The organism is Mycobacterium nebraskense, assembly GCF_002102255.1.
Taxonomy (GTDB): domain Bacteria; phylum Actinomycetota; class Actinomycetes; order Mycobacteriales; family Mycobacteriaceae; genus Mycobacterium; species Mycobacterium nebraskense.
Map to the genome: position 1 here is coordinate 227,070 of NZ_LQPH01000173.1, position 17,390 is coordinate 244,459.

A 17,390-nucleotide genomic window follows, 5' to 3' on the forward strand; every position below is an offset into this window, starting at 1 on the left:
TGGCTCAACCAATATAGTGGACGAACCCACGAAAGGTGAGCAATGGACGGCGACATGCGATCGGCAGCGACCCCACGCTGGCGCGGCAAGGCCGGCCGCCTGGAAGTCTGGTACGCCACCCTGTCGGATCCGGCGACGCGCGCCGGCCTGTGGGTTCACTGCGAGACCGTGGCGCCGCTACAGGGCGCCGCCTACGCGCACGGCTGGGCCACCTGGTTTCCGCCCGACGGCCCGCCCCGCACCGAGCGGTTCGGGCCCGAGCCCGTCCAGCCCGCGGCCGGCACCGACTGGTTCAACGCCGCAGGTGTCCGGGTGGCCGACGGGCAGCTCGCCGGACGTGCCCGGTCACTCGCCTGGGATCTGTCCTGGACCGACGCCGGCGCTCCGCTCTGGACGTTTCCCCGCGCGGCCTGGGACCGCGAGCTGCTGCCGGGCGCCCAAGTCGTCGTCGCCCCCACCGCCGACTTCACCGGCTCGCTGACCATTAACGACGCCGCCGCGCGCATCGAGGGGTGGCGCGGCGGCGTCGCCCACATCTACGGGCACGGCAACGCCAAGCGCTGGGGCTGGGTCCACGCCGACCTTGGCAACGGCGACGTGTGCGAGGCGGTAACCGCCGTCTCGCACAAGCCGGGGCTGCGCAAGCTTGCGCCAATGGCCTTCGTGCGCTTCCGTATCGACGGAAAGGATTGGCCCGCAAGCACCTTGCCGTCGCTGCGGATGCGGACGACGCTCGGCCTGGAGCACTGGCAGCTGGAGGGGCGCATCGGCGGTCGCCGGGTGCTCATCCGGATCGACCAGCCGGCGGAGAAGTGCGTTAGCCTGGGCTACACCGACCCCGACGGCGGCAAGGCGGTGTGCACCAACACCGAACAAGCCGAGGTCCACATCGAGATCGACGAGCGGCGCTGGTCGGTGCTAGGACATGCCGAAGTCGGCCTGCGTGGCCCCGAGGCACCCGACGTCAACGAAAGGATTCCGACATGAGCTTTCTACTCGACCCACCACTGCTGTTCGCCGCCGGAGCGCTAATCGAACGGCAGGTGCCCTCGGATCGTCGCGATGTCGCCGAGGCCGCCACCCTGGGTGTCTTCTTCGGCGGATCGTTCGGGCTCTACAACAACGTCCCCGGGCTCGGCATGCTGTGGCGGCCCTTCCGCGCCCGCAACGGCCGCGACTTCATGTGGAACAGTGGCGTTTTCGGTGTACAAACCGAACAGCTCGACTGGCCCATGCATGCCGCCGCCGGGGCCATCTTCGCCACCTACCCGTTCTTCATCAAGATGGGCCGCCGGCTCGGACGCCTGCTATGAGTCATCTGGCCGAGCGGGCAACGGCGTCGTTCGGCACCGCTCTGCTGCCGGAGGAGTACGGCGGCCCCCCACCGGCTCAGCTGGTCGAGCGCATCGAGCGCTACCTCACCCAGCTCCCGGCGACGTCCCGGCTGGGTGTACGGGCCGGTATGGTATCGGCCACTGCCGCAAGCTATCTCACCACCGGCCGGTCACTGTCGCGGCTGAGCCCCGACCGACGCGATCAGGTGCTGCGCCGGGTGGCTTCGCTCAGCCCGGAGGCCGGTGCGGCCATCGAAGCCATCAAGGCAATCGTGTTGCTGGCCAACGGCGCCGACGCCTACGCGCCGGAACTCTTCGCCCGCGCCCACCGGCACGACGTGGCGCGCCCCGACGCGGATCTGACCGTCACCGTTTCGGCCGACAGCCCGTCCGTCGTCACCGCCGATGCCGTGGTCATCGGTTCCGGCGCCGGCGGTGCGATGGTGGCCCGCACCCTGGCGCGGGCGGGACTGGACGTCGTCGTTCTCGAGGAGGGACGGCGGTGGACTGTCGAGGAATTCCGCACCACCCATCCGATCGATCGCTATGCCGGGTTGTACCGGGGCGCCGGAGCCACCGTCGCCCTGGGACGCCCGTCGGTGGTGCTTCCCATCGGCCGGGCGGTCGGCGGCACCACGGTGGTGAACTCCGGTACCTGCTACCGGCCGCCGCCGGCCGTGCAGCGGCGCTGGCGCGACGAATTCGGCCTTGCTCTTGCCGATCTCGACCGGCTGGCCGAGCGCCTCGACGACGTCGAACGCACGCTGCGGGTCGCCCCGGTGCCGCTGGAGATCATGGGCCGCAACGGGCGGCTGCTGTTGGACGCCGCCGACACGCTGGGTTGGGAGGCGGCACCCATCCCGCGCAACGCGCCGGGCTGTGAAGGCTGTTGCCAGTGCGCGATCGGCTGCCCCCGCAACGCCAAATTCGGCGTGCACCTCAACGCGCTGCCCCAGGCCTGTGCGGCCGGCGCCCGCATCATCTCGCAAGCCCGGGTCGAACGGGTGCTGCACCAGCACGGACGCGCCCGCGGGGTGCGCGGCCGCCGGCCCGACGGCACCGCACTGGACATCATCGCCGACACGGTCGTCGTGGCCGCCGGCGCCACCGAGACACCGAACCTGTTGCGGCGCAGCGGCCTTGGCGCACACCCGCGGCTCGGCCGCAACCTGGCGCTGCACCCGGCGACGGTGCTCGCCGGGCGCTTCGAGGAAGACGTCGTCGCCTGGCACGGGGTGTTGCAGAGCGCCGCGGTTCACGAGCTGCACGAATCACACGGCGTGCTCATCGAAGCGACCTCCACCCCGCCCGGGATGGGGTCGATGGTCTTTCCCGGCTACGGCGCCGAGCTGCTCGGCTGGCTGGACCGGGCACCCCAGGTGGCGACGTTCGGCGCCATGGTGGCCGACCGCGGTGTCGGCTCGGTGTCGTCCGCGCGCGGCGAGACGGTCATCCGCTACCCCATCGACCGAGCCGATGTCGCCAAGCTCATGACGGCGATGGAGGCCATGGGCCGGTTGCTGTTCGCCGCGGGTGCCGTCGAGGTGCTCACCGGTTTACCCGAGGCGAAGACAGTCACGTCGCTGCCCGCCCTGCAGGACGCGCTTCGTCGGACCGGCCCGAGAAGCCTGCACTTGGCCGCTTTCCACCCGACGGGCACGGCGGCCGCTGGCGCCGGCGATCAGCTCTGCCCGGTCGACGAGACCGGGAAGCTGCGCGGCGTGGACGGGGTGTGGGTCGCCGACGCCTCGATCCTGCCGAGCTGCCCGGAGGTCAACCCGCAGGTGTCGATCATGGCGCTGGCGCTGGGCGTGGCCGACGAGGTGGTGGACGCCCGCCGCATCCGGTGACCGTTGCCATCAAGGCCTGCCGGAACGTGCGTCCCGGCGACATTCCCGGGACGACCGGCGGGACGGCATTGACGCTGAAATCCGGTGAAGAAGGCGGAGTCGATTCGACCTTAGAGGCGATCATCGTCCAGGCCGGCGGCACCGACAGCGGACCGAGCGGAGCCGCCTCGCCGACTCCCGCGGACGGCACGCCAATACCGGACGAGGGGTGAAACGGCCATACCGCCCGGGATTTGGCATCCTCCTGCATGTTCCCGCCTACCACGATTTGCCTACCCTCAACCGGCACCCGCCAGGTTGGCGGCTAGGTCGGCACCGGAAACGGTTTGAGCCCATTCCATCAGCCCATCGACGTTGAGCTGAGGCTGAATTCCTGCGGTACCCGCCAGGCCTGGCGCGGCCAGCCCGCCTAACGGGGCCACCAATGTGCTCGACGAGCCGGGGATGGGGGTCACGGAAGCGACGGCGACGGTGCCGAAGACGTTCGTGATGGACGCGCCGGCGGGGCCGGCGATAGCGGTGGCGGTGTTCCCGATGGTTTGGATGGCGACCTGTTCCGCGCCGACAACGGGAAGTGTGGCGGAGCCGTTGACGAGGGTGACCAAAACCTCCTGGAAAGATCCAGGGGTGAGGATGAGGGGGCTGGCGTCGGCAGTGACGTCGACGCCGCCTGGGATCAGCACACCGCCCTCGGAACAGTCGATGAGCGTGTGAATTGTGCTGCCGGGGTTGACAATGACGCTGCCGAAGCTGATGAGGTTGGTGCCGGGCCCCGTGATCGTGATCGAGCCGCTGTTGACGTACACGCCCGTGTCGGTGCCGATGTCGATGATGCCGCCCGGCGAGACGGTCACAGTTTGGCCGGGAGCGACAGGCCCGACGGTGTCGGCGCTGGCCGAGCCGAGGGTATGCATCGTGGCATTGGTCGAGGACAGCTGCTGCGTGGCTCTGGTGGCGTTGTCCGTGGCCTGCGCCACCATCTGGGCCTGGGCGTCCTGCCCTGTCGAGTTGGCCGTCTGCGGCGGGTCGTCAAACGGGGTCAGGGTGCTGGCGGTCTCGCACGCGGCGGCATAGCCATACATCGCCGTGGCGTCTTGGACCCACATCTGCATGTATTGAGCTTCGGTGGCCGCGATCGCCGGGGTGTTCTGCCCGAAGAAATTGGTTGCGATCAGCGCCATCAACTGCGCCCGGTTGGCCGCGATCACCGGCGGCGGCACCGTCATCGCAAACGCCGCCTCATAGGCCGCCGCCGCCGCGTAGGCCTGGACGCCGGTCTGCGCGGCTTGGGCTGCGGCAGTGGACAGCCACTCCACGTAGGGGGTGGCCGCGGCCGTCATCAGCAGCGACGAGGGACCGGACCACGCCTGGCCGGTCAGTCCGGCCAGCTCGGCTGCATAGCCACTGGCGGTGGACTCCAGCTGGGCGGCCAACGCGTCCCAACCGGCCCCGGCCGCCAGCATCGGCCCTGACCCGGGGCCGGCACACATGAGCCCGGAGTTGATCTCCGGGGGCAGCGAAGCGAAATCCATGTCGTCGGTCCCTCTCCGGGCCAAGGTTCTTTTTTCAACAGCCATAGAATAACTTTTCAACGGCAGGAGAAAAAGCCCCCACGCGGCTCAGTTCCGCGCGTCAACACCGCGTGACGGCACGCCGCGTCCCATTACGGGTGGACCGGCCCGGGCGGCCGACGAGGGGTGACCGACGCCCGGTAGTCGTGTTAAGAACGGTGCGTGCCGATCCCTGGCTTCATCGTCGAGCTTCGGCGGGCGGTCGGGACCGCACCGTTGTGGCTGGCCGGCGTCACGGCGGTCACCATTCGCGACGGACAAGTATTGCTGGTACAGCGCTCAGATAACGGCGCCTGGACGGCGGTGACCGGGATCGTCGAGCCCGGAGAGAACCCGGCAGACTGCGCTGCTCGTGAAGTGACCGAAGAGACCGGGGTCAGCGCGCGAGCCACCAGGCTCGCCTGGGTGCACGTGACCCGGCCGACGGTGCACGCCAACGGCGATCAGGCCCAGTACCTCGATCACGTATTCCGGATGCAGTGGCTATCGGGAGAGCCGTTTGCAGCCGACGACGAGACCGCGGCAGCGCAGTGGTTCGACCTCGATGACCTTCCGCCGATGACAGCGAACATGCGTCGGCGTATTGCGTTGAGCGCCAGCGACGATTCCCGGACCGTGTTCGACACCAACGCGCCCGCTGAGCGGGCCTAGCCTTCGAGCTTGTAGCCCAGCCCCCGCACCGTCACCAGATGGACCGGGTTGGCCGGGTCGGCTTCGATCTTGGACCGCAACCGCTTGACGTGGACGTCGAGCGTCTTGGTGTCGCCGACGTAATCGGCACCCCACACCCGGTCGATCAACTGTCCGCGGGTCAGCACCCGACCGCTGTTGCGCATCAGGTACTCCAGCAAGTCAAACTCCTTGAGCGGCAAGGTGATTGTGTCGCCGTTGACCGATACGACGTGTCGCTCAACGTCCATCCGTACCGGTCCGGACTCGAGCACACCGTCGCTGATCTCGGAGTCGTCGTCACCGCCACGGCGCAGCACCGCGCGGATCCGGGCGATCAACTCGCGCGCCGAATACGGCTTGGTCACATAGTCGTCCGCGCCGAGCTCCAACCCGACGACCTTGTCGATCTCGCTGTCCCGCGCGGTCACCATGATCACCGGCACGCTGGAACGGGCACGCAGCTGCTTGCACACATCCGTCCCCGACATGCCGGGCAGCATCAGATCGAGCAGCACGATGTCGGCGCCACCGCGATCGAACTCGGCCAGCGCGGCCGGCCCGTCGGTCACTACCGTGGCCTCGAAGCCCTCCTTGCGCAACAGGAATGCCAGCGGATCGGCCAGCGACTCCTCGTCCTCCACGATCAGCACACTCGTCATGCGCGCCACTCTCCCCCGCAAGCGGGAGGTGCCCCCACCTCATCGCGTCTGTTTGCATTGTCGTTAGCGCGGGTCATCTACTTGGTTCTTCCTCTCGTTGTGACCTGTTGGGCCGCACTTCGCGACCCTGCGGTTGCTCCGGTTGTTCGTCATTGTCCTTATAGGCCGGAATCGACAGCGTGAATGTGGATCCGGTCCCCGGTTTGCTCCACACACCGATGCTGCCGTTGTGATTGGCCGCGACATGTTTGACGATCGCCAGGCCCAGCCCGCTGCCGCCAGTGGCGCGCGAGCGTGCCTTGTCCCCCCGGAAGAACCGCTCGAAGACCCGCTCCTGGTCTTCCAGTGCGATCCCGATGCCACGGTCGGTGACGGCGATCTCGATGTTGTCGCCGCGGCGGCGGCGGCTGATCGAGACCGGCGAACCGGGCGGCGAGTAGGCGATCGCATTAGACACCAGATTGGCCAGCGCGGTGACCAGAAGCGTTTCGTCGCCCAGCACCCGCAAGCCGCTGGGCGCGTCGGTGCGAACCTCGATCTGAGCGTTGTCGGCGGCCACTTTGTGACGTGAAATGGCCTCCGACACAACGGTATCCACATCGACCTCGGTCACGTTAGGTAACCGCTCGGCGCCCTGCAGCCGGGACAGCTCGATCAGCTCGGCGACCATGTCCCCCAGCCGGTTGGCTTCGACGAGCACCCTCTCGGCAAACCGGCGAACGGTTTCGGGGTCGTCCGCGGACGCCAACAGGGCCTCGGCGAGCAGGGCCATGGCGCCAACCGGGGTCTTGAGCTCGTGGCTGACATTGGCCACGAAGTCGCGCCTGGTCGCTTCCATGCGCGCGTAATCGGACTGGTCGTGGACGAACACCACGGCGAACCGGCGGTCTTCTTCACTGAGCAGCCGGGCCTGTCCGTGCACCGATAGCCCGGACCGTCCCGCCGCGCGTTTGGCGGGCCGCAGGTCGAATTCGACGTCGACGCCGCTCAGCGCCTGCTGCGCCGCCTCCCACGCCTGGTCGTCGAGCTGCCGGTCGCGCACCAGGCCCAGCTCCCCGGCCCGGTCGTTGAGGTAGACGACGTCGCGGTGGGAATCCACCACCGCCACCCCCAGCGGCATCAGGGCGACGATCCGTTGCAGCATCTGCGCGACGGTGATCCCGGTCCATTCGGTGCTCACTCGCTGCCGGCGCTGGGCCGCTTTCGGCGACAGCCGGGTCCCGGCTGCTACACCTATGGCCAGCCCCAGCAGGGACAACACCCCGGCCAGCAACAGCGCCGAGAACACAGTCACATAGCAAATCCTACAAATCTTCCTGAACGCCGCCCTAGCGGAACGAGGCCAAAATCGGACAAGTCACACTTTGCGCTTCAGGTGTTCCACTCCCGTTCACGCGATGTTCGGCGAACAGGCCTTTAAAACCCGCAATGGGCCCGCGGGCCACCTTCACCCGCGTCCCTGGCTGGCAACCGCCGCGGCACCCGCGGCGGCGGCCTCCGGATCGAGGTAGGTACCGCCCGGCACCACCGGCCGCAGGTCGGCATCCAGGTCGTAGCGCAGCGGAACCCCGGTCGGAATGTTCAGCCCGACGACGTCGTCGTCGGACATCTGGTCGAGGTACTTGACCAGGGCTCGCAGCGAGTTGCCGTGCGCGACGATCAGGACCGTTTTGCCGCTGCGCAGGTCCGGGACGATGACGTCGGTGAAATACGGCAGAAACCGGACCACCACGTCGGCCAGGCATTCGGTCAGCGGGCCGCCGCCGATGTTGGCGTACCGGGGGTCGGTGTCCTGGCTGAACTGGCTACCCCGCTCGATCGGCGGCGGCGGCGTGTCGTAGCTGCGCCGCCACGTCATGAATTGCTCCTCGCCGTAGCGCTCCTTGGTCTCGGACTTGTTGAGGCCCTGCAGCGCGCCGTAGTGGCGTTCGTTGAGCCGCCAGCTGCGCCGCACCGGGATCCACAGCCGGTCGGCGGCGTCCAGCGCCAGGTGCGCGGTGGTGATCGCGCGGCGCAGCAGCGAGGTGTAGAGGACGTCGGGCAACAGGCCTTGTTCGGCCATCAGCTCGCCGCTGCGCACCGCCTCGGCCCGGCCCTTTTCGGTCAGCCCGACGTCCACCCAACCGGTGAACAGGTTCAGGGCATTCCAGTCGCTCTCGCCGTGGCGGAGCAGCACCAGCGTGGCAGTGTCTCCCATGCGGGCAAGTCTCTCACGGCCCCCGAACGCGCTACTCGTCGTCTTCGTCGATCAGGTGAGCGAACGCCTCGAGGTTCTTCAGCGACTCGCCGCGGGACACCCGCCACTCCCACTCTTTCTGGATCGACGAGCGAAAACCCAACTCCAGCAACGTATTAAAGTCCGAATCTACCGCTTCGAGCACCTGTCCGAGCACTCGATCGATCTCGTCGGCATCCACCGACGCCAGCGACATGCGGCCCACCAGATAGATGTCGCCGACCTTGTCGAGCGTGTAGGCCACGCCGTAGAGGCGGCGGTTCCGCTTGAGCAGGAAACGGTAGACGCCCTCGTGGTTTTCATCGGGCTTGCGGCACACGAACGCCTCGATGCGCACCGAATGCTCGCCGACACTCAAGATGGTGTTCGTCTTGAGTTTGCGCTCGCCGGGCAGCTCCACCAGTAGGCCGGACAGGCCGCCGTGGGCCCCCTCGTGTTTCGAGTACTTCAGCCCACTGGCCTGCAGCGCGTCCTCGATCACGCGCTCGACGCGCTCGACGGCAACGCTCATGAGCGCCGCTCCTCAGCATCGCTCCGCTCTGCATCGTCGCCGGCGCGGGTCATGCGCCCACCCCGCGGCGCTCGGCGGTGTACTCGCTGATCGCGCGGCGATAGCTGGCCAGCAGCGCATCGGTGGTGCTCTCCCAGGAGAAGGTGGCGGCATGCGCGGCGGCCGCGCGGCTCATCGCCTCGGCCTGCGGCGCGCGCAGGCGCAGCATCCGGTCCAGGGCGTCCGCCCACTGATCGACGTCATGGCCGGACACCAGCGTGCCGGTGATCCCGTCACGCACGGCCACCGGCAGGCCGCCAACGGCGGCGGCCACCACCGGCGTGCCACATGCCTGCGCCTCGACGGCTACCAGGCCGAACGACTCCGAATAGCTCGGCACGGCGACCAGGCTGGCGGCCTGGAACAAGGTGGCCAGGTCGGTGCGGGACTGCGGGGGCAGGAACGTCACCCGCGCCGTGATGCCGAGCTCGTCGGCCAGCTGCCGCAGCCCGTCCGGGGAGGCCAGGCCGCTGCCCGACGGGCCGCCGGCCACCACGATCCGCACGCCCGGCAGTTTCGCGGCGGCGCGCAGCACGATGTCGGGCGCCTTGAGCGGCTGAATCCGCCCGACGAACGCCACCACGTCCCCGTCGAGCGGCAACCCCAGCGCGGCCCGGGCCGCCCGTCGGTCACCCGGGCGGAACACCTCGAGATCCACTCCGGGGTGGACGACATCGATTCGCGCCGGGTCGGCGCGGTGGACCGAAATCAGTTGCCTGGCTTCGTCGTCGGTGTTGACGATCAGCCGGTCCGCCTCGTCGACGACCTGCTGCTCGCCGACCGTGCGCAGCGGCGGCTCGGGCGCGTCGCCCGCGGCCAGTGCCGCATTCTTGACCGCGGCGAGCGTGTGCGCGGTGTGCACCAGCGGCACTGCCCAGCGGTCGCGGGCCAGCCAGCCGACCTGTCCGGAGAGCCAGTAGTGCGAGTGCACGATGTCGTAGTAGCCCTGTTCGTGCGACGCTTCCGCGCGCAGCACCCCCGCGGCAAACGCGCACAGCTGCGTGGGCAGATCGTATTTGTCCAGGCCCTCGAACGGCCCCGCCACCACGTTGCGCACCAGCACGCCGTGCGCCACCCGCGCGACCGGCGGGTCGGCGGACGCGGTGGCCCGGGTGAAGATCTCCACCTCGATGCCCCGCCGCGCCAAGTGCAACGCAGTTTGCAGCACGTAGACGTTCATGCCCCCGGCGTCGCCCGTGCCCGGCTGGGCCAGTGGTGAGGTGTGCACCGCCAAGACTGCGACGCGGCGCGGTTTCAGCCGGAATACGTCATCGTGCCGCACTCTGACATCTTTACAGGACGTTTGGTTCACCAGCCCAACGCCCAGGACATGGCTTCGCCTTAAGCAGAAGACTCGTCGGCCGCGACGTCGCGCAGCCGCGGATTGAGCGCCCCGGCCCGCCGCATCGCGCCGAGCGGATCGGCGTACAGCCCGCCCAGCGACACGGTCCCCGCGCCGGCCTCCTGCACCCGGTTGCCGAAGACGGTGACGCGGATATCGCGCGGCGGCAACACCGAGTGTTCGGCGAATGCCGCCTCGACGTGCCCCATCGCCTCGGGATACTCGGTGAATGCCTGGCCACCGACCACCAGTGCGTCGGGGTTGAGCATGTCGCGCAGCAACGCCACCGCCCCCCCGAGCACGCGGCCCCGCTCGTTCAGCAGTTCTTTGGCCTGCCCGTTGCCGGCCCGGGCCACCCGCAGCAGGTCGGCGATGCCGGCGGCCGGTGCGTTGGCGCGGCCCGCGGGGGCAAACGGCAGGATCCGCAGCCGGCGTGCGGCGGCCAGCACCGCCTCGTCGCTGACCGTGGATTCCAGCTGGCCGGTGCCGCCGAGCAGCTCAGAGTGCGCGGGCAGGGCCGCGATGGTGCCGGGACCGCTGGCCGGGCAGTGCACCCGTCCACCGATCACCAGCGCGTAGCCCACGGTCTCGCGGGCGTAGACATACAAACTGGTAGGCGAGCTGGGCAGGAACCGTCGCATGCCGAGCAGTAGCTCGGCCCCGGCCATCGCGTCGACGTGCGAGGCCACCGATACGGGCAGTCCGAGCGCGTCGGCCAGCACGGGACCGACCGGCGCCTGCCGCCAGCCCAGCCGCGGGTGGTCGACGTGGCCGGTGGCGCTGTCGACGGTGCCACCGATCGCGACGCCGACCCACAGCGGGCGGCGCCGATGCCAGCGCCGCAGATAGCGGGCGGCGCTCTCGGCCAGCGACGCCAGCGCGGGCCCGGCGGGGCTGAGCGGTGTCGGCGTCTCGACGGTGTCGAGCGTGCGACCAAAGAGGTCGGTGGCCACGATGCTGGTGGTCCGGGCGCCGATATGGACGCCCAGCGTCACGAACGGTTCGTGGTTGACCTCGACCGGCACCCGTGGGCGGCCGATCGCTCCGGAGACGGCCAGGTCGGCGCGTTCCCGCAGCAAACCGGCTTCGAGCAGGGAAATGACTTGGCGGTTGACCGTCGCGATGCTCAGCGAGGTGACGCCGGCGATGACGTCACGCCCGACCGGGCCCCGCAATCGGACGGCCCGGAAAACCGAGGCCGCCGCCGAGTCGGGGATATACAGTGCCGGCGGCACGATCTGACGGCGTACCGACCGGTGGCCCTTGTAGCCGGCATGGCTGGGCAAATGGAGAGTCTGAGTGAGGGTATTCGAGCGCACGAGCGTCCTTTTGTCCGATTTTTCTGGCCGTCACTGGCCACACCTGAAAGTCAGGAGCGGCAAAGTGCGCGACAACAACACGCACCCGCCGCGCAAAGACACGCGGTGGTGGTGCTGGACAGGGCGCTGAGGTGCACACCGAAAACTTAGCACGTTCACTAAGGTTGCTTCGATGGCTGGAAATGTCAGGAATGAACGCGTCGCGGTCGTCACGGGCGCCAGCTCCGGAATCGGGGAGGCTACCGCCCAGACCCTTGCTGGGCAGGGCTTTCACGTGGTCGCGGTGGCGCGCCGGGCGGACCGGATCAACGCCCTGGCCAGGGAGGTCGGCGGAACGGCCATTGTGGCCGACGTCACTGACGACGCGTCGGTCGCGGCTCTCGCCGACGAATTGAGCCGGGTCGACGTGCTGGTCAACAACGCCGGCGGCGCCCGCGGGCTGGCACCGGTCGCCGACTCCGACCTCGAGCACTGGCGGTGGATGTGGGAGACCAACGTGATGGGCACGCTGCGGGTCACCCGAGCCCTGCTGCCCAAGCTCATCGACTCCGGCGACGGCCTGATCGTCACGGTGACTTCCGTTGCGGCACTTGAGGTTTACGATGGGGGCGCCGGGTATACGGCGGCGAAGCACGCCCAGGGGGCGCTGCATCGCACGCTGCGCGGCGAGCTGCTGGGTAAGCCGGTGCGGCTCACCGAGATCGCGCCGGGTGCGGTCGAGACCGAGTTTTCGCTGGTTCGCTTCGACGGCGATCAACAACGCGCCGACTCCGTCTACACCGGCATCACTCCGCTGGTTGCCGAAGATGTCGCCGAGGTGATCGGCTTCGTGGCCTCGCGGCCGCCCCACGTAGATCTCGACCTGATCGTCATGAAGCCGCGCGACCAGGCGTCGGCCACCCGCTTTAACCGCTGGGGCTAGCGGTCGTGGTCGTCGTCGTGGGCGTGCCGGACAGGCTCGGGGCGGTCGACGGGGTGACCGGCGCGGTCACCGGAATCTGCGTGGACGGCGGACGCGCGGTGGGCGGTGGCAGCGCCGACATGGCGACCCAGGTGTCCCAGTCGACTGCCCAGTCCCAGATGTCGCCGTCGGAGTAGGACAGCTGGATCGAGCTGCCCGTCACCTCGACCGGGTCGCCGTACATCGCCGTCTGGTAGTACTGCTCCGCATCGCCCGTCGACAGGTTGATGCAGCCGTTGGTCACGTTGGTGTTGCCCTGCGCGCCGGCGCTCGAAGGGTTGGCGTGGATGAACTCGCCGTTGTTGGAGATCCGCACCGCCCAGCGTTCGTGCACGTGGCTGTAGCCGGCTGCGGGGTTGGACATGTAGAAGTCGGCGTACTTCTCGGTGACCACGTGGATGCCGTTGCGGGTGACGTTGCGCGCCTTGTCGGCCTCGCCGTAGCTGCACGGGAAGTCCATGATGACGCCCTCGTCCCTGACCACCTGGATGCGGTGCGACGAGACCTCGGCCTTCACCACCTGCTTGCGACCGATCTGGACGTTCAGCGAGATGTCCTCGGACCCGTACGCGCTGTCGCCGAACGGCAGGCCGTACAGCTTGGCCTCGACGTTGACGGTAGTGCCCGCGGGGTAGTACTCGCGGGTGCGCCAGTGCACCCGGGCGCCCTGCGCCTCGTCGGGCAGCCACGCCCAGCTGCCCTCGACGGGCGGATTCGTGGTGACGGTCAGCGCCTTCTCGACGGCGGCCTTGTCGGTGATCGGCGCGTCGAACTGGATGATGATCGGCGCCGCGACCCCGACGGTCTGGCCGTCAGCCAGTTGGAATGCCCCACCGATCTTCTTGGTGGGCGACACCGTGGTGAACTTGCCCGCGACCGGGATCGCCTTGCCGTCGTGCCCGACGGCCGAGCCGCTCCAGGTGTAGGTCGCGTCGTAGCCGAGCGACTCGGTGGTGGTGTACACGGTGCGGTCGGAGTTGAACCTGCCCGCCACGGCCTTGCCCGCGGAATTCGTGAGGGCGACGTGCTGGAACCAGCCGTCGCTGATCTCGACGCTGATCGGCGCGATCGGCACCACGTTTTCGGTCTTATCGGCCGGCTGGAACTTCAGCTGCGGCGCGGGCTGCTCCTTCTTCTCGGCCTGTTTGGCCGGATTGCCGCCGCAGGAGGCCAACAGGCTCGGGGCTAACACCCCCAGCCCGAGGGTCGCCAAAGCCACACGCCGGTTGATCGGCGGCGGGGTGTGCGACGTGCTCACAAGAGTCAAAGATACCGGGCAAAATCCATCAACCCCGCCGAGACAAATCGGGTTCGGGCCAGTCGTGGGAAGGATTCGCAGCTATAGCCTGCAGCCGAGCAGAACGGGTTCGGGTTTCAATGTGACACCAAACACATCACGAACTCCGTCGCGGATGATGCGGGCCAGTGCGATCACCTCTTCTGTGGTGGCGCCGCCGCGGTTGGTCAGCGCCAGCGCATGCTTGGTGGACAGCCGGCACCGGGCCGTCGGATCGTCGGGATAACCCTTGGCGAAGCCGGCCAGCTCCACCAACCAGCCGGCGGCCAGCTTGACGCCGTCCGGTGCCGGGTAGTGCGGAACCGGCCCCTGGACATCTCCGACGCTCCCGGCCAGCCGCTCGTACACCTCGGGTGCGACCACCGGGTTGGTGAAGAACGAACCCACGCTCCAGGTGTCGTGGTCGTCCGGGTCGAGCACCATGCCCTTGCGGCCCCGCAGCGTCAGCACCGCCTGGCGGACCTGCTGCGGGTCGGCGCGCTCGCCGCCGCTCACCCCCAGCGCGGCGGCAAGCTCGCCGTAGCGCAGCGGTGCGCTGCGGCCCGACGCGTCCAGCGCGAACTCGACTTCCAGTACGACCCAAGGGATTTCGAGCCCGTCGTGGGCGGCCTGCTTGAACACGCTGGTGCGGTAGCCGAAGCCGAGCTCGTTGCCCGGCACCCAGCGGACCTCCCCGCTGCCGCGGTCCAGCATCCGGACCCGGGTGATGGTGTCGGCGACTTCCGCACCGTAGGCCCCGACGTTTTGCACCGGGGTGGCCCCCGCCGATCCGGGGATGCCGGACAGGCATTCCAGCCCACCCAGACCGTGCTCGATGGTGCGGACCACCACGTCGTCCCACACCGCGCCCGCCTCCGCGCGCACCAGGTTGCCGTCGATGGTGATGCCGCTGTTGGCCAATCGCACCGCGGTCAGGTCGGTCAGGGTGTCGGCGATCACCAGGTTGGAACCGCCGGCGAACACCAACACCGGGGGCTGGTCTCCCCCGCGGCGTTCGGCATCCAGCTCCCGCACGACGGCGACCACCTGTTCGGTGCTGGTGCAGGTGATCAGGCGGCGGGCGACCGGCCCGACCCGCAACGTCGTCAGCGGCGCGAGCGACACCGCCTCGGCGACATGCGCACCGGCGAATGTTGAACCGGCATCGCTGGATTTCATGGCCCGTAACGGTAGCCTCACCTGCTATGCCGCGTTCATTCGACTTGTCGGCCGACTACGACGGCAGCGTTGAAGAGGTCCATCGGGCGTTCACGGACGAGACCTATTGGCGGGCACGGCTGGCCGGATCCGGTGTCGACTTCGCCACGCTGGAGTCGATGCGGGTCGGTGGCGAAACCGGGGACGACGACACCGTCGAGGTCGTCACCGTGCAGGTGATCCATAGTCACAAGCTGCCCGGGATGGTCACGCAGCTGCACAACGGTGATCTCCGCATCAGGCGCGAGGAAATCTGGGGACCGGTCGCCGACGGCGCCGCGCAGGGTTCCGTCGTCGGCTCGATTTTGGACGCCCCGGTGAATCTCACCGGCAAGGCCATGCTGTTGCCGATCCTGCAGACGGGCGGCGCCCGGCTGACGTTCCGGGCCACCGTCCAGGTGCGTATCCCGATCATCGGCGGCAAGCTGGAGAACATCATCAGAACCCGACTCGCCGAGCTGGTGGCGGCAGAGCAGCGGTTCACCACGGAATGGATCGCCAAACCGGCCTGAGGAGGCCGAGCCTAAGCTGACGCCCATGCGAATCGCGTTGGCGCAAATCCTCAGCGGCACCGATCCGGCGGCGAACTTAGAGCTGGTGCGCGAGTACAGCGGCCGGGCCGCCGACGCGGGCGCGCAGTTGGTGGTGTTCCCGGAGGCGACCATGTGCCGGTTCGGCGTTCCGCTGGCGCCGATCGCCGAGCCGGTCGACGGGCCGTGGGCGACCGGTGTGCGGCGGGTCGCGACCGACCGCGGGATCACGGTGGTCGCCGGCATGTTCACCCCGGCCGGGGACGGACGGGTGAAGAATACGCTGATCGCGGCCGGTCCGGGCAGTCCCAACGACCCCGACGCGCACTACGACAAGATCCACCTCTACGACGCCTTCGGCTTCACCGAGTCGCGCACCGTCGCGCCCGGCCGCGAACCGGTGGTGATCACGGTCGCCGGCGTCCGGGTGGGGTTGACCGTCTGCTACGACATCCGTTTCCCGGGGCTGTACACCGAGCTGGCCCGTCGCGGCGCCCAGCTGATCGCCGTCTGCGCGTCCTGGGGTGCGGGCCCCGGCAAGCTCGACCAGTGGATGCTCTTGGCGCGGGCCCGCGCGCTCGACTCGACGAGCTACGTCGCCGCGGCCGGCCAGGCCGACCCGGGCGAGTCGCTGACCGCGTCGGGCGCGCCCACCGGGGTGGGTGGCAGCCTGGTGGCCTCCCCGTTCGGCGAAGTCGTCGCGTCGGCCGGCTCCGGGCCGCAGTTGGTGGTCGCCGACATCGACGTCGACCGGGTCGCCAAGGCTCGCGAGAGCATCGCGGTGCTGCGCAACCACTCAGATTTCGCTCAGCTCGATAGGGCAGAATCAGTCGGGTGACGAACCCACAAGGACCGCCGAACCAGGACCCGTCGAGGTGGGGCCGTCCCGGCAACCAGGGCCCCTTCGGCCAGCCCCCCACCGAGCGGCCGACCGAGCGGATCAGCACCGGTGGCCCGGCCCCTGCGCCGCCGCCCCCGGCTCCCGGTCCGCCGCCGGGTCAGACCGAACGGATCGGCACGCCGCCGCCGAACATGCAGCAGCCCGACTACCGGCCGCCGCCGCCCATCCCGCCCGCGGGGCCGACGGAGAAGCTGGCCACTCCCGGCGACGAGCCGACGCCGGGGAAGAAGCGTCGCTTCCTGCGTGACCCGCTCTCGGTGGTGCTGGTCTGCATCATCGTGGTCTGCCTGGTGATCGCCGGGCTGGTCGGGGCCGAGCTGTACGTCCGTCATGTCGCCAACAGCAAGGTCGCCGAGGCGGTGGCGTGCGAGGTCAAGGACCAGGCCACCGCGTCGTTCGGGGTGGCGCCGTTGATGCTGTGGCAGCAACTCACCAAGCACTACACCAACATCTCGGTGTCGTCGGCCGGCAACCAGGTCCGCGACGCCAAGGGCATGAAGATCGACATCAACATCCGCAACGTCCAGCTCAAGGACACGCAGGACTCCAAGGGCACCATCGGATCGCTGGATGCGACCGTCACCTGGACGTCGGACGGCATCAAGGAATCAGTCCAGAACGCGATTCCGGTGCTGGGCCCCTTCGTCACCAACACGGTGACCACGCATCCCAACGACGGCACCATCGAGATGAAGGGCATGCTGGACAACCTCACCACCAGGCCGGTGGTGTCGGGCACCGGCCTGCAGCTGCAGATCGTCAGCTTCAATGCGCTCGGCTTCACGATGCCCAAGGAGTCGGTGCAGTCGACCCTGGACGACTTCACCTCGAACTTCACCAAGAACTACCCGTTGGGCATCCACGCGGATAGCGTGCAGGTCACCTCTAGCGGCGTGACCAGCCACTTCTCGACGCAGAACGCAAGCATCCCCACCGGCAACAACAACGACCCCTGCTTCGCAAACCTCTGA

Annotated in this window: 18 protein-coding genes; 8 read left to right on the forward strand and 10 right to left on the reverse strand. The window is 68.9% G+C overall.

Going from position 1 to position 17,390, the window contains the following annotated elements:
* The first annotated feature begins 42 nt into the window (after positions 1 to 42).
* Genes AWC17_RS28335 through AWC17_RS28345 form a run of 3 tightly spaced genes read left to right on the forward strand, consistent with a single transcriptional unit; the run spans position 43 to position 3,184 of the window.
* On the forward strand, positions 43 to 987 hold the full coding sequence (locus tag AWC17_RS28335) for a hypothetical protein (protein ID WP_047322680.1): 945 nt from the start codon (positions 43 to 45) through the stop codon (positions 985 to 987).
* The gene (locus tag AWC17_RS28340; protein ID WP_046186709.1) at positions 984 to 1,313 is read left to right on the forward strand and encodes a hypothetical protein; all 330 of its coding nucleotides are present in this window, start codon (positions 984 to 986) and stop codon (positions 1,311 to 1,313) included. Before AWC17_RS28335 ends, AWC17_RS28340 begins: the two co-directional genes overlap by 4 nt.
* On the forward strand, positions 1,310 to 3,184 hold the full coding sequence (locus AWC17_RS28345; RefSeq protein WP_046186710.1) for a GMC family oxidoreductase: 1,875 nt from the start codon (positions 1,310 to 1,312) through the stop codon (positions 3,182 to 3,184). Before AWC17_RS28340 ends, AWC17_RS28345 begins: the two co-directional genes overlap by 4 nt.
* Here AWC17_RS28345 and AWC17_RS34250 read toward each other — a convergent pair.
* Positions 3,126 to 3,434, reverse strand: a complete 309-nt coding sequence (locus AWC17_RS34250) for a PPE family protein, SVP subgroup (RefSeq protein WP_082123206.1) — start codon at positions 3,432 to 3,434, stop codon at positions 3,126 to 3,128. The genes AWC17_RS28345 and AWC17_RS34250 overlap by 59 nt on opposite strands.
* A 28-nt stretch (positions 3,435 to 3,462) precedes the next feature.
* A complete protein-coding gene (locus AWC17_RS33935) occupies positions 3,463 to 4,716 on the reverse strand; it encodes a PPE family protein (RefSeq protein ID WP_052742840.1) in 1,254 nt (417 codons plus the stop codon).
* Positions 4,717 to 4,917: 201 nt separating this feature from the next.
* Here AWC17_RS33935 and AWC17_RS28360 point away from each other — a divergent pair, with 201 nt between their 5' ends.
* A complete protein-coding gene (locus AWC17_RS28360; protein WP_046187061.1) occupies positions 4,918 to 5,406 on the forward strand; it encodes an NUDIX hydrolase in 489 nt (162 codons plus the stop codon).
* On the opposite strand, the gene regX is transcribed toward AWC17_RS28360, so the two are convergent.
* The 6 genes from regX to AWC17_RS28390 form a co-directional block, all read right to left on the reverse strand.
* Entirely contained in the window at positions 5,403 to 6,086 is a 684-nt protein-coding gene (regX, locus tag AWC17_RS28365) for a two-component sensory transduction protein RegX (protein ID WP_046187060.1), read from the reverse strand. The genes AWC17_RS28360 and regX overlap by 4 nt on opposite strands.
* 73 nt (positions 6,087 to 6,159) lie before the next feature.
* The gene (locus tag AWC17_RS28370; RefSeq protein ID WP_141224832.1) at positions 6,160 to 7,380 is read right to left on the reverse strand and encodes a sensor histidine kinase; all 1,221 of its coding nucleotides are present in this window, start codon (positions 7,378 to 7,380) and stop codon (positions 6,160 to 6,162) included.
* Between the two features lie 153 nt (positions 7,381 to 7,533).
* Positions 7,534 to 8,283, reverse strand: a complete 750-nt coding sequence (locus AWC17_RS28375; protein ID WP_047322681.1) for a phosphoglyceromutase — start codon at positions 8,281 to 8,283, stop codon at positions 7,534 to 7,536.
* Between the two features lie 31 nt (positions 8,284 to 8,314).
* Positions 8,315 to 8,833, reverse strand: coding sequence for a type III secretion system chaperone family protein (locus AWC17_RS28380; protein WP_046186118.1), 519 nt, complete (start codon positions 8,831 to 8,833; stop codon positions 8,315 to 8,317).
* 49 nt (positions 8,834 to 8,882) lie between these two features.
* The gene (gene mshA / locus AWC17_RS28385; RefSeq protein ID WP_231588662.1) at positions 8,883 to 10,184 is read right to left on the reverse strand and encodes a D-inositol-3-phosphate glycosyltransferase; all 1,302 of its coding nucleotides are present in this window, start codon (positions 10,182 to 10,184) and stop codon (positions 8,883 to 8,885) included.
* A 29-nt stretch (positions 10,185 to 10,213) separates the two neighbouring features.
* On the reverse strand, positions 10,214 to 11,500 hold the full coding sequence (locus AWC17_RS28390; protein WP_231588661.1) for an ROK family protein: 1,287 nt from the start codon (positions 11,498 to 11,500) through the stop codon (positions 10,214 to 10,216).
* Between the two features lie 205 nt (positions 11,501 to 11,705).
* Between AWC17_RS28390 and AWC17_RS28400 the strand changes: the two genes are divergently transcribed.
* Complete coding sequence (locus tag AWC17_RS28400; protein WP_046186115.1) at positions 11,706 to 12,455, forward strand: SDR family NAD(P)-dependent oxidoreductase; 750 nt, start codon at positions 11,706 to 11,708, stop codon at positions 12,453 to 12,455.
* Here AWC17_RS28400 and AWC17_RS28405 read toward each other — a convergent pair.
* Positions 12,439 to 13,800, reverse strand: a complete 1,362-nt coding sequence (locus tag AWC17_RS28405) for a L,D-transpeptidase (RefSeq protein WP_197083488.1) — start codon at positions 13,798 to 13,800, stop codon at positions 12,439 to 12,441. The genes AWC17_RS28400 and AWC17_RS28405 overlap by 17 nt on opposite strands.
* Positions 13,801 to 13,833: 33 nt before the next feature.
* Entirely contained in the window at positions 13,834 to 14,949 is a 1,116-nt protein-coding gene (locus AWC17_RS28410) for a UDP-N-acetylmuramate dehydrogenase (protein WP_085165531.1), read from the reverse strand.
* A 26-nt stretch (positions 14,950 to 14,975) separates the two neighbouring features.
* Here AWC17_RS28410 and AWC17_RS28415 point away from each other — a divergent pair, with 26 nt between their 5' ends.
* The 3 genes from AWC17_RS28415 to AWC17_RS28425 are packed head-to-tail and all read left to right on the forward strand — an operon-like array spanning position 14,976 to position 17,390.
* Entirely contained in the window at positions 14,976 to 15,500 is a 525-nt protein-coding gene (locus AWC17_RS28415) for a DUF2505 domain-containing protein (protein ID WP_046187249.1), read from the forward strand.
* 25 nt (positions 15,501 to 15,525) lie between these two features.
* The gene (locus AWC17_RS28420; protein WP_047322684.1) at positions 15,526 to 16,356 is read left to right on the forward strand and encodes a carbon-nitrogen hydrolase family protein; all 831 of its coding nucleotides are present in this window, start codon (positions 15,526 to 15,528) and stop codon (positions 16,354 to 16,356) included.
* Positions 16,353 to 17,390, forward strand: a complete 1,038-nt coding sequence (locus AWC17_RS28425; RefSeq protein WP_047322685.1) for an LmeA family phospholipid-binding protein — start codon at positions 16,353 to 16,355, stop codon at positions 17,388 to 17,390. The genes AWC17_RS28420 and AWC17_RS28425 overlap by 4 nt, the downstream gene beginning before the upstream one ends.